The 14,528-nt window shown below is 67.7% G+C and carries 13 protein-coding genes; 6 read left to right on the top strand and 7 right to left on the bottom strand.

Going from position 1 to position 14,528, the window contains the following annotated elements; translation table 11 throughout:
- A complete protein-coding gene (locus BLU81_RS15870) occupies nucleotides 1-789 on the top strand; it encodes an ABC transporter permease (protein ID WP_092545387.1) in 789 nt (262 codons plus the stop codon).
- Nucleotides 771-1,829, top strand: coding sequence for an ABC transporter ATP-binding protein (locus tag BLU81_RS15865; protein ID WP_092545386.1), 1,059 nt, complete (start codon nucleotides 771-773; stop codon nucleotides 1,827-1,829). The genes BLU81_RS15870 and BLU81_RS15865 overlap by 19 nt, the downstream gene beginning before the upstream one ends.
- Nucleotides 1,830-1,914: 85 nt before the next feature.
- Here the strand turns inward: BLU81_RS15865 and BLU81_RS15860 are convergent, their stop codons facing one another.
- The 6 genes from BLU81_RS15860 to BLU81_RS15835 all read right to left on the bottom strand — a co-directional run bounded on the left by BLU81_RS15860 (nucleotide 1,915) and on the right by BLU81_RS15835 (nucleotide 9,886).
- The gene (locus BLU81_RS15860; RefSeq protein ID WP_157751608.1) at nucleotides 1,915-2,220 is read right to left on the bottom strand and encodes a hypothetical protein; all 306 of its coding nucleotides are present in this window, start codon (nucleotides 2,218-2,220) and stop codon (nucleotides 1,915-1,917) included.
- Between the two features lie 168 nt (nucleotides 2,221-2,388).
- On the bottom strand, nucleotides 2,389-2,844 hold the full coding sequence (locus BLU81_RS15855; RefSeq protein ID WP_092545384.1) for a hypothetical protein: 456 nt from the start codon (nucleotides 2,842-2,844) through the stop codon (nucleotides 2,389-2,391).
- A 2-nt stretch (nucleotides 2,845-2,846) separates the two neighbouring features.
- On the bottom strand, nucleotides 2,847-3,701 hold the full coding sequence (locus BLU81_RS15850; RefSeq protein ID WP_092545383.1) for a hypothetical protein: 855 nt from the start codon (nucleotides 3,699-3,701) through the stop codon (nucleotides 2,847-2,849).
- Nucleotides 3,698-9,133 (bottom strand): toxin glutamine deamidase domain-containing protein, encoded by a 5,436-nt coding sequence (locus BLU81_RS15845; protein WP_092545382.1) that lies wholly within the window; start codon nucleotides 9,131-9,133, stop codon nucleotides 3,698-3,700. Before BLU81_RS15845 ends, BLU81_RS15850 begins: the two co-directional genes overlap by 4 nt.
- Nucleotides 9,130-9,468 carry a hypothetical protein gene (locus tag BLU81_RS15840; protein WP_092545381.1) on the bottom strand — a complete coding sequence of 113 codons (339 nt, stop codon included), beginning with the start codon at nucleotides 9,466-9,468 and terminating at the stop codon, nucleotides 9,130-9,132. Before BLU81_RS15840 ends, BLU81_RS15845 begins: the two co-directional genes overlap by 4 nt.
- Complete coding sequence (locus tag BLU81_RS15835; RefSeq protein ID WP_092545380.1) at nucleotides 9,458-9,886, bottom strand: YbaB/EbfC family nucleoid-associated protein; 429 nt, start codon at nucleotides 9,884-9,886, stop codon at nucleotides 9,458-9,460. The genes BLU81_RS15840 and BLU81_RS15835 overlap by 11 nt, the downstream gene beginning before the upstream one ends.
- 128 nt (nucleotides 9,887-10,014) lie before the next feature.
- Here BLU81_RS15835 and BLU81_RS15830 point away from each other — a divergent pair, with 128 nt between their 5' ends.
- The 3 genes from BLU81_RS15830 to BLU81_RS15820 are packed head-to-tail and all read left to right on the top strand — an operon-like array spanning nucleotide 10,015 to nucleotide 13,124.
- On the top strand, nucleotides 10,015-11,268 hold the full coding sequence (locus BLU81_RS15830) for an SUKH-3 domain-containing protein (RefSeq protein WP_092545379.1): 1,254 nt from the start codon (nucleotides 10,015-10,017) through the stop codon (nucleotides 11,266-11,268).
- Nucleotides 11,265-12,521, top strand: coding sequence for an SUKH-3 domain-containing protein (locus tag BLU81_RS15825; RefSeq protein WP_092545378.1), 1,257 nt, complete (start codon nucleotides 11,265-11,267; stop codon nucleotides 12,519-12,521). The genes BLU81_RS15830 and BLU81_RS15825 overlap by 4 nt, the downstream gene beginning before the upstream one ends.
- A gap of 6 nt (nucleotides 12,522-12,527) precedes the next feature.
- Nucleotides 12,528-13,124 carry a YdeI/OmpD-associated family protein gene (locus BLU81_RS15820; protein WP_092545377.1) on the top strand — a complete coding sequence of 199 codons (597 nt, stop codon included), beginning with the start codon at nucleotides 12,528-12,530 and terminating at the stop codon, nucleotides 13,122-13,124.
- Here BLU81_RS15820 and BLU81_RS51525 read toward each other — a convergent pair.
- The gene (locus tag BLU81_RS51525) at nucleotides 13,118-13,594 is read right to left on the bottom strand and encodes a sugar O-acetyltransferase (protein ID WP_092545376.1); all 477 of its coding nucleotides are present in this window, start codon (nucleotides 13,592-13,594) and stop codon (nucleotides 13,118-13,120) included. The genes BLU81_RS15820 and BLU81_RS51525 overlap by 7 nt on opposite strands.
- A gap of 121 nt (nucleotides 13,595-13,715) precedes the next feature.
- Between BLU81_RS51525 and BLU81_RS15810 the strand changes: the two genes are divergently transcribed.
- Nucleotides 13,716-14,516, top strand: a complete 801-nt coding sequence (locus BLU81_RS15810) for an enoyl-CoA hydratase/isomerase family protein (RefSeq protein ID WP_231954574.1) — start codon at nucleotides 13,716-13,718, stop codon at nucleotides 14,514-14,516.
- Nucleotides 14,517-14,528 lie beyond the last annotated feature (12 nt).

Raw genomic sequence — 14,528 nt, 5'->3', positions numbered from 1 at the left:
ATGAAGACGGCTCGCGTACCCGTACCGCTGCTGATCCCTGCCGTGCTGGGTTTGATCTTTCTGATCCTGCCCTTGGCCGGGCTGCTGGTGCGCACGCCGTGGGCGACCCTGTTCGACCGCCTGGCCGAACCCGGAGTCGTCGAAGCCCTCCGGCTCTCCCTGCTCACCTCGACCCTGGCCACCGTGTTGTGCCTGTTCTTCGGAGTGCCGCTGGCCTGGCTGCTGGCCCGGGTCGAGTTCCCGGGCCGGCGCCTGGTCCGCGCCCTGATCACCGTTCCGCTGGTGCTGCCACCGGTGGTCGGCGGCATCGCCCTACTACTGGCCCTCGGCCGCCGCGGCATCGTCGGCCAATGGCTCGACAGCACATTCGGCATCACCCTGCCGTTCACGACAGCCGGCGTGGTGATCGCCGAATCCTTCGTGGCCCTGCCATTCCTGGTGATCGCCGTCGAAGGCGCGTTACGCGGCGCCGACAGCCGTTTCGAAGAGGCCGCCGCCACTCTCGGCTCGACCCGCTGGACCACTTTCACCCACGTGACATTGCCATTGGTGGCGCCCGGAATCGCCGCCGGTTCGGTGTTGTGCTGGGCGCGGGCACTGGGCGAATTCGGCGCCACCATCACGTTCGCCGGAAACTATCCCGGCATCACCCAGACCATGCCGCTGGCCGTCTACCAGACGATGGAGAGCGGCGACCTGGAAGGAGCGGTCGTGCTCAGCCTCGTCCTGTTGGTCGTCTCGGTCGCCATTCTCGCCGGCCTCCGCGACCGTTGGCTGACCACGCCGTGAGTAGTCTGCTGGACGCACATCTGGTCGCCTCGCGCGGCGCTTTCACCTTGGATATCTCCCTGAGGATCGCGCCGGGTGAGACGGTCGCCCTTCTAGGCCCCAACGGCGCAGGCAAAACCACCGCCTTGCGTACGCTGGCCGGCCTCACGTCATTGTCGGGCGGCCATCTGCGCCTCGGCGGGCGAGACCTGGCCCCGCTGCCGCCGGAACAGCGCCCGATCGGCGTCGTCTTCCAGGACTATCTACTGTTCCCGCACCTCACTGCCCGGGACAACGTCGCATTCGGCCCGCGCCGCCACGGCATGGACCGAAAATCGGCGCATGCCGTGGCCGACGAATGGCTGGAGCGTGTCGGCCTCAGCTCGTTCGGCAGTCGCAAGCCCCGGCAGTTGTCGGGCGGTCAGGCGCAGCGGGTCGCGTTGGCTCGTGCCCTCGCGGTCGATCCAGTGCTGCTGTTGCTCGACGAGCCGTTGGCGGCGCTGGACGCCCGCACCCGCTTGGAGACGCGTGGTGAGCTGCGGCGCCACCTGTCCGACCACCCCGGCGCGACGCTGCTGGTCACTCATGATCCGCTGGACGCCCTGGTACTGGCCGACCGCCTGGTCATCGTCGAACAGGGCCGGGTGGTCCAGGAGGGCGACGCGGCGACGATCACGGCCCGCCCTCGCACCGACTACGTGGCCCGTCTCGTGGGGCTGAACCTGTACCGCGGCGTCGGCGACGGCCACACCGTCACGGTCGCCGACGGGTTCACCCTGACCAGCACCGACACGGTCTCGGGGGACGTTTTTTTGGCTTTCCCGCCGTCCGCTGTGGCTCTGCACCCCGACCAGCCGTCCGGTAGCCCCCGCAACACGTGGCCGGCCACGCTGGCCGACATCCAACATCACGGCGACAACTTGCGGGTACGTCTGGAAGGCCCCGTCTCGGTATCCGCCGACATCACCCCGGCCGCCGCGGCCCAACTCGACCTGTCGCCGGGCCGTCCCTTGTGGGTAGCCGTCAAAGCGACCGAGACCAGGGCTTACCCGGCTCAGTAGGCGGTCGGTAGTCCCGCACCATACCGAGACCCGTTTTTCATCAGGCCTAGTGTAGTCCTCGTAGCCGAGCCACAACAGCTTCTTCTCAAGCGGAGTCATCGCCTTCTTCGGTGCTCGCAGTACCAATCGCCGACGAAGTCCGCCATCGGCCGGATTCTTCCTCTTCGATGGCAGAACGGAGCATCTCGGCGAGCCGGCGCAGGAAAACCGCCGCGCCATCGTTGGTCGGGTCATGGTCCATCGACCAGTTGGCATCCCATTCGGCGAGCTGCAGCAGTGTCCCCGGAGGCTGTGGTTCGTCGAGAATGGTCTCCAACGCGGTGAGGTTCTGCCGGAGAAAGAACGTGTCCCGCTGAGCGGAGTCCCGAAACTCCTCCATCACCTCGTCCAACGACTGAGAATCCTCGACACAAATCTGGAAAAGCGAGCGGACTTTCTCGATGGCAGGCCGGGCCGTCATCTTCCGCCCGGGAGCGAAATGGTTCCGGCAGTCTCGATATGTCCACGATGCTTCGGATCCCCTAAGGTGAGACGAGCTCAAGTATGTAGCCGGGTCTGATCATTCTCGTCCGAGAACCCGTTTGACGGTGCGTCCGCGGATCTTGGCGATCAGTCCGTCATCCACCACCATCACGACGATGCCGGTGGCCGGGGACACGATGATGACGTGGCCGTCCGTCATGTAGGAGCCGACGCGCTCGCCGAAGTCCTTCACCAAGTTCCGGAGCTCGGAGGCGTCGACGAAAAACGGGCCGGGCTGGAATCCGTCGACGCTGAAGCTGGGGTCATTGACGACGACCAGCATGCCGGTCATGTCGGCGCAGCGGCTCAGTAGGTCGTCCTCGATATCGTCCATGTCGCGTTTCTTGAGGTCGAAGGGATGCCAGTCAGCGCGTCCATGCCCGGTGATCCGATCCGGGTTGAACCTGGTGGACCCCGGAAGGACCGCGGCCAGAATCGCGAGCGCAAAGTCCCAGTTCGGATGCCGATGCTGACGCAGGCCATCCCACCCCATGATCAACCTCCAGGCATGTCGTGCCACGGAAGGGGATCCGTGATCCGGTGCCACCACCAGCGATCCGGCACCGGTCCGGTGGCGGCCGCCAATGCCCGGCCGGCGTCGTCGACAGTCGCCTGGGCGAAGCGACGATCCAGAGTGGCCAGCACTTCGGCGAAATCGCCTCTTACCTCGTCCGGAAGTTCACCGACACCGGTGACTAGGTCGTCGCGGTAACCGAGGTCGTCCCGGTAGTACTCGGCCGGGTACCAGCCGTCCGGTGGCCAGCCTTCGATCAGGCGAGTGATCATGATTTCCCACGAGGCGAGCCGGCTTACTACCACCCATCCAGTGCCGTCAGAGGCTGGGGAGCCCCGAAACTGATCGGTGAGAGGCGTCGGGATCCGGTGGCTGTGGATGACCTCGGGGACCGGGCCCACGGGCAGGTCAGGTGCGCCGGCGACTGGCTGTTCCACGGCCTCAACCCGGAAAGCGACGAGTTCACCGTCGTCTTCGTCATCGTTGATCCGCGCTCGACTTCGCCTGCCGTCTGCGCCGACAAGCCAATACATATCCGGAGGAATCGGCATCGCCTCATAGGCGACAGGAGTCTTCAACCGCTCGGCGAGCCTTGCCGCCGCGATTTCCTGGGAAATATTCTCGCCAGAAGTGTCGGCAACGTAGATGAGAATACTCTGACGCAGGTCACCACCGATGGAGGTGACGGTGCAAATGACCGGCGCCTTCCAATTCCGGTTGTCATCGCCGTCTTCCGCGACATCCACCGACTCGATCGGCACTGACAGAACGGCCGCGATGGCAGATGCCAAACGCTGTCTGTCGGGGGAATCCTGGAGCAAGAGAGCGTAGGTCACGGCTCATATGTCCCATCGTAGATCGCTTTGGCCTTCTCTGCCGCGCCCGGGAAGTTGGCGATGAACGGGTTTCGGGTCAATGCGGTGGCGGCTGAAACATCGCCGTAAGCATCGGCGATCGCTACAAGGGCGGAGTATTCGGCGCGTTCGAGTTTCACCATACCGGGCCCATCAAGCGGATAAACGGTCTTCTTGTCCTTTACGTTGTATCTGCGTCCTTCGATTACATATGCTTTCAATTCTGAGTTCCACGGGGCACGCCCCTCCGCGATCGCCTGCGTATCTGACAATCGGTAGGACTCGTACCCTCGCAGGTACACGGTGTTGTTGTCTTTCGACCGTGCACCGCGGGCGCCGCTCACGGTATGCCGGGGATGTGGCGCAGTGATCCTCGCGCCCTTGGCGGGGCCGACAACCGAGTCTGCGACCTGCCAGGACGTCCCGGAGGGGTCGGTGGCGATGTTCGGGGCGTCGCCGGTGTGGAGGGGTCGGGGGCGGTTCTGGCCGTCCAGCGTCAGGGCGTCCATGCGGACCACGTCGGGGCCCACGCCTCGGCCCGTGTTGGTGTAGAGCGGGGAGTTCTCGCGGACGGCCCTCGTCTGGGGGTCGACGTAGAGAATCGTGCCGTTCTGGTTGACCGCCTCGTAAATGTGGGTGCGGCCGGCCTGGTCCTGGGTCGTGATGAACGCGAACGAACCGTGGCCGGTGCCCAGCAGGTGGTGGTGCAGGCGGCTCTCGGCCATCCGGATCTGGTTGCGAGCGTCCTCGGGCGACAGATCGCCGACATCGGTCAGGCCCTCGAACGTCGAGTTCGTGGTCTGTTCGATCCGGTCGATGACACCGGTCTCCGGGTCGATCGGGCTGTTCACGTCGCCGCGGTGGTAGCCGTCGAACGTGCGCGGAGCGGAAACGCGCGGGCGGGCGTGCATGTACGACTCGTAGAACGACAAGGCGTTGTCGCCACAGTTGTTCGAGCGGGTCGGATCCGCCTCGGGACCGCCGTCGTTCTGCAGGCCGAACCAGGCACCCTCACGCGGATCCGCCAAACGAACCACGTTGCCGTCCTGGTCGCGGGGCATCGCCCGTTCCAGGTCGGTCTGGTGAATCTGCAACGGCGGCCGCAGACCGCCCCGCTCGTTGTAACGCCGGGTCGTGTCGATCGGTCGCGGCTCCCCGTCGCCGGTCAACGCCGACCGGTCATCCGTCTCCACCGGGCCGGGGCTGGTATCGGCCCAGGTCTCGTTGGCCCGCTCCCAGTCCGAACCACTCAGTTCGACGTCCCCGATCGGACCGCCGCGCTCCACCTGGTTCGCCTGCTCCCGCAGGCTGTCCGCTTCGGCGCGCATCTGCTCGCGCTCCTGCTCACGACGGGCGGCATCCGCCGGGTCGCCCAGGGTGTCGGCTACCCGGTTCCGCCGGGCGTGCTCGTCCGCCTCGTCGTCCCTCGCCCGTGCTTGCCTACGCAGGTCATGGGCCAGATTGTCGCGGTGTTCGGTGTCGAAACCGCGGCGTTTGCTGTCGAGTTCGAAGTGGTAGGCGTCCTTCGTCCGCTGCTCGGCCTCCCGATCGACCGGTGGTGCCGGTTGCGGGACTGGCGTGTCCGAAGTGTCGGCGAGCGTGAGGTCGTTCTCGGTCTTGACCTCATCCGGCCGAGCGTTGTCCGGCTCGGTGTCGACGGTGGGTTCCGGCGTGGGCGCCGGCTTCGGCGAGAGATCCAGCACCGCGAACGGATCGTCCGTGGGTGGCCGGTCCATCGAGTGCGGGTCCAGCACCGACAGCGGATCGAAGTCGTGCGGCTGCGGCTTGCTGTCCTCCGGTTCCGGGGTGGTGTCCTGCTCCGGCTGGGGGCTCGGGTCCGCAGTGGAGCTTTCCCGCAAAGGATCCGAATCGGTCGGCTCCTGCACGTCGGGTGTCGGCTGAGTGTCCACCGCAGGCGGTCCAGGCGGCGTGGTGTCGACCCGCGTTTCGACGGCCGGACCGGGGTCCGGCTGAGTGTTGACGGGAGAGGGAGGGGGCGGCGGTCCCGGCACAGGCGGCGGTGGGGGCAGCGGGTTCGTCTGTTGCTGGAGTTGCGCCTGCTGTTGCTGCCAGGCCAGCGGCGGAGGCGGGGTGGGCTGGCGACTGTAGTGCGGAGACTGATGGGTGTTCGGTACCGACATCGGGTTGCCCTGGCCGTCGATCATCAGGGCGTTCAGCTCGACGACGTTGTTGCGGTTCGGAAGCCCGGTGTGACCGTAGTGGGTACCGAATTGCGGGTTGGCAGCCGTGCTGACCATGTTGGAGAAGTCGGTGTACTCGCCGGTCTGCGGGTCGACGAAGACGATCTCACCGTTGTGGTTGACGGCGTTCCACGCGTGCGCGGAGTTGCCCTCCCATACGTTGATGATGATCGCGGCGGAACCGTGACCGCCCGTTTTCAGCGTATCGATGATCATTTGGAAACCGGCGTCGACCTCGGCCTTGACGTCGGCGGCCGGCCGGGTGTTGCCCTCCAGCCACCGCTGCGTGAGGCTGGTGAAACCGCTGCCGGTCGCCTGCTCGGCCCGGTAGTGGCCGTCTTTCTCGCCGTCGAGGGTGTCGGGCTGGCCGAAACCATAGGAATCAGCAGTACGGGCGGCGGACACCGTCGGGCGTCCATGCACGTAGGTCTCCAGGAACGACAGGGCGCAGTCCAAGCAGTTGACACCGCGCTGCGGGTCGGCGCCGGGCCCGCCGTCGTTCATGAGCTTCAGGTAGGTCGAACGGGGATCCGCGGCCCGCTCCGGCCGGCCATTCGAGTCCAGTGGGAAGACACGCTCCAGGTCCGCCTGGTGCATCGGCAGCGGTGGACGAAGACCGCCGCGCTCGCCGTACGGCCGGGTCGTCCTGACGTTGGGCGGATTGTCGTTTCCGGTCAGCGCCGACTGGTCGTTGTGCCAGATCGGACTGTCATCGACGTGGAAGGCCGACTCGTCGTTGGCCACCTGGTGATTCGGCCCGCTGTCGGGGTCGAGATGGACTTTGTACGGCTGGCTCAAGAAGTGCATGGCCAGCGCACGCCGGTGCAGAGCATCCTGCTCCTGCTGCTGGTAGTGCGCTTCCATGTTCTGGTAGTGGGCGCGCTTCGAGAAGTTCAGTCGGAACGCCTTCTGCGCCTCGCGTCTGGCGAAATTTTGCGCGTCCCTGGTTCGCGTGATCTCTTTGTCGAACGCCTGGAGCGCGCGGTCCCTGATGGTGTTCTCGACGGTCTTCTTGTTGCGTGCGCCCTGATCTAGGTAGGCCTGCTCGAATCTCGCCTCGTCCGGGGTCCGCGAGGTCAGGTTCGGGGAGCCGTGCATACCCGCAGGTGCGATTGCGTCGTTGCCACGCCCGGCGTCCGGGACCGGCGGCGAACCGGCCGGGCCCGGGCCTTTCGGGCTGGGCGTGCTCGGATTCGCCGGACCGGTCGTGTTCGGGGTGTTCGGGGTGGCCGCCGATGGGGTGCTGGGGTTCGTCGACGTGGGGGCGTTCGTTGCCGGGTTGGCGGTCGCCGGTGTACTGGGACCGGGTGTTGTCGTCGCCGGTGACGGGCCCTGCGGTGAAGTGCCGGTGGGCGGGGGATTGCTCGGCGAGGTGTTGACGTTCGGCAGCGTGGGGGAGCCTGGCGAGGTGGTCGCCGGGCTGATGTTCGGCGTCGACGGTGAAGTGACCGACTGTGGGACGGTTGAAGGTGGGGTGGTCGACGGCGAGAAGCTGCTCGGCGTGGGCCCGCCGGTCGCGAGGGACACGTTCGGGTTGGGAGCTCCGCCCAGCGGCCCGCTGTTGACAGTGCCGGGCGCGAAAGCCATCGGCGCGTTCGTCGAAGGGTTGCCGCCCGAGGGCGCCGTGTTGACCGGGCTCGAAGCCGGCGACGACATACCAGTGTTTCCGGAGGTCTGTGCCGGGGACTCCGCCGGGGGCGCGAACGACGACAGCCGCACGTCGTTGTCCGACGACGACGAGTGGCTGTAACCAGCCGGTGTAGACGCGGCAGGACCGGACGAGGCCTGATTGGACGAAGCGGCCGAGGAGCCCCCGTCCCCCTGTGCCGAAACGGACGGGGCAGACCCGTGATCGGAGGAGGACGAAGACGAGGAGGGAGTGAAAGAAGAGGACGAGGACGAGGAAGCCGAGTACGACCCGCCGTCGGAGGAGGACGCGGTAGACGTAGACGGGGAGTAGTGCGAAGCGGTGGTGTATGACGAGGCCGAAGAGGATGAGCCTGAATACGACGAGCCTGAAGACGACGAGGACGAATCCGCGCTCGAGGATGATCCGTCACCTGAGTAGGAGGACGATCCGCCGCCGGAGGACGAGCCCGACGACGATCCAGAATCTCCCCCACCCGACAAGTCGAGACTCGGGCTGCTCCCACCCGTACCGGAAGAAGTGTTCGAAGGTCCGGAAGACGCCGGCAGCGAGCCGTTGAGTTTGAGGTCGCCGCCGTTGAGGTCGGAACGGACGTCCTTGAAGGCGTCACCGGTGTTGGAGACCGAGGTGCCGGCGGCGCCGGACGTGCCCGCCTTGGCCAGGTCTTCGAAGCTGGGGAAGTCGCCGCTGACGGCCGATCCACCGATCTCACCGAGGACATCAGACGCGGCTCCGCGGAAGACGCCGCCCTTGCCGTTGCCGCCGATGCCGCCGCCGGTCGCCGCCGCACCCCCGGCCGCTCCGCCGAGCGCGGACATCCCCAGTTCACTGACCGAGAAGTTGCCGTGCCCGGCCGCGTCCTGATAGCCCTGGACGAGGGTGTTGGTGAAGGCTTCTTCCCGGGCTTCGTCCTTGGCTGAACGCCAGGCGTTCTTGCCGAGATTCTTCAAACCCTTCTTGGTGAGTACGTCTTTGGCGGCGCGCTTTCCGGCATCCTTGAGCGCCTGCTTGATCGTCTTCTTGGCGAGCTGGGCGACGAGCTTCTTGAAGATCTGCTGGATGGTGAAGCGGGTGGCAGCGATGAGTCCACCGGCCGCGGGCGAGGCGGCGCCGAGGGTGAGCGCGACCGTGACGGCCAGGGCGATCAGCTCGATGACGAAGAGGCCGAGCTCGATCCACGCCTCGAGTTTGGCGGCCTCGATGTCGCCACCGCACTCCCACACCATCTGGGCCATCGCGTCGGCGAAAGTGATCAGTGAGTTGAGTGGCGCCTCGTCGCCACCGGCGGCGATCTGATTCCACGCGGCGACAAACGCGTCGATCGTGGTGCCGCTACCGCCGTAGGCGTCGATGATCTGCTGCGCGGCCAGGACGGAGTCCTCGCGCGGGCCGACCATCGCGTCGGCCAGGGCATACCACTGGTCGGCGATGTCCCAGGTCAGCGCCTCGTTGCCCTCGGGCCAGTCGAAACCGACGACCCATTCCAGGGCTTCGTACGCCCAGCCGGGCAGATCCCAGGGGGAGAAGTCGAGCGGGTGGGGGATGGGGCTGGGCAGCATCGTCATGTCAGGGGCGTCCGGTACGCGTTCTGGACGGTCTCGCCGGAGCGCGCGTCGGCGTTCATGTTGTCCTCGACGCTCGCGACCGCCGCCTCGCCGAGACCCTCGACGAATTGGGCGACGTTACCGAACGCCTCGGTGAACTTCTGGAGCAGCGGCGCGTAGTTCTTCTGGAACGCGGCGCCGATGTCGTCGTTGCCCCACGGCTTGTTCTCACTGGCCGCGGCGATGGCGGCGACGGTGCTGTTGTTGATGCTGACCATCTCGTTGCCGGCCAGCGTCAGGTCGCGCCCGCCCGCGGTGGCTCGCGGCGCGTCGAGATAGAGCTGCTCACCGGCCATCGTCGTCACCGGCTTCCCGCATCACCCGGTCCTGGCGGGCGAGGAAGCTGCTGAACTGGCCGTCCCGCATGAACCGGGACGCGCCGGAATCGGCCGGAAGGTACTCGCCGACGATCTCTTGCACCTGGTCTGTGGTCTGCGCGACAGCCTGCTCGACGGTCCGCAGAACGGTCCGGGAGAGCTGTTCGGGAGTCAGGCGGCGGTAGGCCTCGGGGTCGAATTTCAGATCGACGAGCTGCCCGCGCGGGCCGACGGTGGCTTTGACCATCCGGTCCGGCGACTCGGCCGTCACCGTCATGGCCGATAGGCGTTCCTGCAGGTCGTCAAGGCCCAGGCGGAGGCGCTGGTACTGCGACACCACGTCATCGAAACGCGCGCGAAGTGCATGATTCGCGTCGCGGTCGGCCTGTCTGCTCACGGCTGTCTCCCCCGGACTCGCGATTTGACTGACAGAACCTACCAGCAGGAATCAACCCCGGGCCTCCACCGAGCGGCGTTGGCCGAGGGCTCTAAGCTCGCACGGACGGACCGAAGGGGGCGGGCTGGATGATCACGCTGGCCGAGGTGCAGGACATTGCCGGCGGGTGGGCTCGCAGGCAGTCGTTCCGGCGTGGCTACCAGTGCATGCCGGAGGTTGACGAACTGACCCACGGGTTCGCGGTCTGGATGCGGTTGCCGCCGGAGATCCGCACTCAGCCGGGCGCCGACCTGACCACCGTCGTCGACCGTGAGACCGGCCGACTGTCGTACTGGCCGCCGGCACCCTCCGAGGAACTCGACCGGATCTACACCGAGCGCCGGGACACCGTGAACGGCCCGCACCGGACCGCCGACCCGATCGCCGAACTGCGCCGGGAGGCCCACCGCCGGGTCAGCCCGTCGGTGGCGGCACACATCACCCTGGGTGGCCGGCTGTTCCGGGCCCGTGGCGCCAAGGGCGACCAGGAGCTGCGCCATCATCCGCTGGTCGCGGGACTGCTCGAAGCGATCCCGCGACAGGCCCGGATCCGCGGCGCTGAGCGGCACGCCGAACTGCTGGTGCTGTCGGACGTGTTCGCCGACGCCGATCAGACCCGTGCCGGAGCCGGCCAGACACCGCTCAGCCTCGACGAGGCCCGGGTGCTGCTGGGCCACGGCGGATTCGAGACGTTCTACATCCGCGAGGAGAACGACTTCCGCGGCGGCCGGCCCACCGATCTGTGCGCCACCTGCTGGGAGATTCTGGTGGAGCTGGGGATGCTCGCGGCCTCGGAGGACATCCACCGGGTCAACCAGCTGATCCGACGGGCCACCTCGGGCGACGACCCGCAGCCCGGCCGCTTCCCGCCAGAGGTGGCGTGGGAGCTGACCGCGGCGGGATGGGGACGATCACGCCGGGCCGAGTCGGACCTGGCGAACACCGAAGACGACCGGGACCTGGACACCGAGCACCATATCCGGGTGTTTCCGGCGGCTCGCGAGGCGTACCTCCAGTTCCATGACGTGATGACCCGCCGCAACGGGCCCGGCCTGGGGCAGCGCGTCCGCTCCTTCCAGATCAACTCCGGCGGTGGCGGCCGCTATCTGGCCGATCCGCTGTACGAACTGGGCCAGGTCACCGGGGCCAGGATGTTCCCGCTCGGCTCCGAGGGCTTCGACGAGGCGATCCTGGCGATCGACGAGCGCGGCCGGGTCTTCTCGCTCGATCAGGGCGGCGAGTGGTTCATCGGGGAGACGCTCGACGAGGCGATCATCGCGCTGGTCATGGGCTTACCGAATGCCCGTATCCGTGATGACGGCACCTGGAGGAACGAACAGTGATCACTCGTGCGGAGGCCGACGCCATCGCGGCGACCTGGGCCCGTTTCCACACGTTGACCGGCCAGGAGCGCAGAGCTCTGGTCCAGGAGTTCGACCTGGGGTTCCTCGTCACCTTGACCGCGCCTCCACCGGTCGGGCCGGGCTCACCGCCGGTCGAGATCGGCGGCGGTGCCCAGATCATCGACCGGGAGACCGGGCGACTGTCGACGTGGCCGAACCTGCCGTTCGACACGGTGCAGCAGATGTACCGGAACAACCGCGACGACATCGTCGGCCCGCCTCGCACCGCCGACCCGGAGGTGCAGCTACGCCGCGACATCCACCGCCGGGTAGCGCCGAGTATCGCCGCACACGCGACGGTCGGCGGGCGTGTCTACATCAGCCGTGGAGCCAAAGGCGACCAGAAACTCAACCATCACCGGCTGGTGCTGGAACGGCTGGCCGAGCAGACACCCCACGAGCAGGTTCGCGGTCACGAGCGGCATGCCGAACTGATCGCCTGCTCCGACGCGCTGCACGACGTGGACCGGCGCCGGGCGTTGGACGGCCTTCCCCCGGTCACCCTCGACGAGGCACGGGCCTCACTGCGGGGATCACAGTTCCAGACGTTCCAGATCCATGCCCCCGGTGACCCGTTGGGCGGCAAGGCCAACGACCCGTGCGAGACCTGCGTCTACGTGCTCACCCAGTTGGCGTTGCTGCCGTGGGCCAGTTCCGGGGCTTTGCACGAGTTCAGGGCGGAGCCCCGGCCTAACCCCGTCCCGGCCGTCTTCTCCGACACGGCTGCCTCTGAACTGCTCAACGGCGGATGGTGGCCGGATGCACCGCGGGAGCTGGTCGCCGAGATGATGCAGGGCACGCTGGAGGAGGACATCCTCCCGGTCGCCGGTCAGGAGTTCCGGCACGAGTCGTTTGCGGCGTTCGCCGAGGCGATGGGCTACACCGGACTGGTCGGGGCCAGCCGTCGTGCGCCGGGTGTGTCCCAGCGTTCCCGCCTCTTCGAGATCCATCCGGGGACCGCGGCTCATACCGCCGACCTGCTGCACGAATTCGGTCAGGTGATCGGGGCCCGTCTGCTTCCGCTGGGCCGGGTGAACAGCGAATCGGTCCTGGCCATCGACGAGCATGGGCGGGTCTTCGATCTGGATCAGGCCGGTGAGTGGTTTGTGGCCGACACCTACCTGGAGGCTCTGGAGACGCTGACCTCGGGTCGCCGGACCTACCGGGTCCGCGACGACGGCACCTGGAGCTGATCGGCCGTGGCTGCCGCTGAACTGCCGGAACTGATCGTCGCCGACTCCGGGGCGCTGCGGGCGTGGCTGCTGGCGAACCACACGTCAGCGCCCGGCGTGTGGCTCGCCCTGACCAGGAAGGGTGGCACCGTCACCACGCTGACCTGGCAGCAGGCGGTCGACGAGGGGTTGTGTTTCGGCTGGATCGACGGGCAGGCCCGTAAGCGGGACGAGGAGTCCTCGTGGATCCGGTACACCCCGCGCCGGGCGCGTAGTTCCTGGTCGAAGCGGAACGTCGAGCACGTCGCCCGACTGGAGGCGGCGGGGCTGATGTTCCCGGCGGGCCGGGCGGCGGTGGAGTCCGCGAGGGCGGACGGCCGGTGGGCGGCCGCTTACGCCCCGCCGTCCGAAGCCGTGGTGCCCGACGACTTGGCGGCCGCGATCGCCGCCGATCCGGCAGCGCAGGCCATGTTCGACGTGCTCACCAAGAGCAACCGGTTCGCGTTGATCGTGCGGGTCAACTCCGTCAAGCGTGCCGAGACCCGAGCCCGCAAGATCGTCGAGTTCGTCGCGATGCTGTCCCGCCACGAGACGCCTCACCCGCAGAAGGCCCGGCCTCAGTGAGATAGGCGTCTGCGTTCCACGATGCTGGTGCCGGTCACCACGCTCAGTGGGGGCACGTCCTTGGCGACCACCGCGCCCGCGCCGACGACCGAGCCGTGGCCGATCGTCACTCCGGGGGTGATGGTGGCGGCGGCGCCGATCCACACGTCGTCCTCGATGACGATGGGGGCGTGGGTCAGGTAGTCGTAGCGTTCGGCGGGTTCGACGGGATGACCGGCGGTGGTCAGCGTGACCCGGGGGCCGATCAGGACCCGGTCACCGATGGTGATGCCGCCCAGGTCGAGGAAGTAGCAGCCCTGGTTGATGAACACGCGTTCGCCGAACGACGCGCCCAGCCCGTAGTCGCAGTGGAACGGCGGCAGGATCGACAGTGACTCCGGGATCGGCCCGCCGAAGATCTCGGTGAGCAACCTCCGGCGGGCCGCGAGATCGTCGAACGGCAGCGCGTTGAGTTTCGCGGTCAAATTCATCACTGTTTGTACGCGTACCGCAAAGTCTCGGGATTCCGGTGTCCGGGTCGGGATTCGCTGCTCGTTACGCACGACCCGATGTTCGCATGGTCGCCGGAAGACGATCCGGTACGGTGCGACTGTGCTGAGTGACGATCTGCCCGTCGAGGTCGAGGTCGAGGTCGAGGTCGAGGTCGAGGTCGAGGACGGGGTGGCGCTGCTGGAGATGCGGCGGCCGCCGGCCAACCATTTCGACGAGGCGCTGATCGGGCGGGTCGTGGAAGCGGCCAAAGGGCTCGACGACGACCCCGCCTGCCGGGTGATCATCCTGGCGTCACAGGGGAAGCACTTCTGTGCGGGCGCCGACTTCGGCGGTGGCGATTTCGCCGTGGATCACGTGGCGGCGGCCGAGCGGCTGTACCGGCGGGCCGCGGAGCTGTTCGATGTTCGTACGCCGATGATCGCCGCCGTGCAGGGGACCGCCGTGGGCGGCGGGCTCGGCCTGGCGTGCGCCGCCGATTTCCGGGTCGCGGAGGCGTCGACCCGATTCGTGGCCAACTTCGCGCGGCTCGGCTTCCACCAGGGGTTCGGGGTGAGCGTGACACTGCCGGAGATCGTCGGGCGGCAGGCCGCCGCGGACATGCTGCTGACCGGGCGGCGGGTCGGCGGCGACGAGGCGTTGCGTCTGCGGCTGGCCGACCGTCTCGCCGAGCCGGGCCTGCTGCGGGTGACGGCTCGCGCGCTGGCCGCCGAGATCGCCGGGTCGGCGCCGTTGGCGGTCCGGTCGATCCGGGCCACGCTGCGGCAGGGCCTGGCCGAGCGGGTGCGGGCGGCGCTGGACCACGAACTGGCCGAGCAGCGGATCCACTGGGCGACGAAGGACAGCGCCGAAGGCATCGCCGCCAGCCTGGCCCGCCGCGTGCCGGTCTTCACCGGGGAGTGACCGACTCGCCGT

This window comes from Actinoplanes derwentensis (genome assembly GCF_900104725.1).
In the GTDB taxonomy this organism is placed as follows: Bacteria; Actinomycetota; Actinomycetes; order Mycobacteriales; family Micromonosporaceae; genus Actinoplanes; species Actinoplanes derwentensis.
Note: the sequence above shows the minus strand (reverse complement) of the source record. Positions and strands in the feature narration are given on the sequence as shown.

Excerpts from the sequence above, each read along its gene's own strand:
- BLU81_RS15870 (WP_092545387.1), top strand. The coding sequence starts at position 1 with ATGAAGACGGCTCGCGTACCCGTACCGCTGCTGATCCCTGCCGTGCTG.
- BLU81_RS15855 (WP_092545384.1), bottom strand. The coding sequence starts at position 2,844 with ATGGGGTGGGATGGCCTGCGTCAGCATCGGCATCCGAACTGGGACTTT.
- BLU81_RS51525 (WP_092545376.1), bottom strand. The coding sequence starts at position 13,594 with ATGAATTTGACCGCGAAACTCAACGCGCTGCCGTTCGACGATCTCGCG.
- BLU81_RS15840 (WP_092545381.1), bottom strand. The coding sequence starts at position 9,468 with ATGGCCGGTGAGCAGCTCTATCTCGACGCGCCGCGAGCCACCGCGGGC.
- BLU81_RS15845 (WP_092545382.1), bottom strand. The coding sequence starts at position 9,133 with ATGACGATGCTGCCCAGCCCCATCCCCCACCCGCTCGACTTCTCCCCC.
- BLU81_RS15830 (WP_092545379.1), top strand. The coding sequence starts at position 10,015 with ATGATCACGCTGGCCGAGGTGCAGGACATTGCCGGCGGGTGGGCTCGC.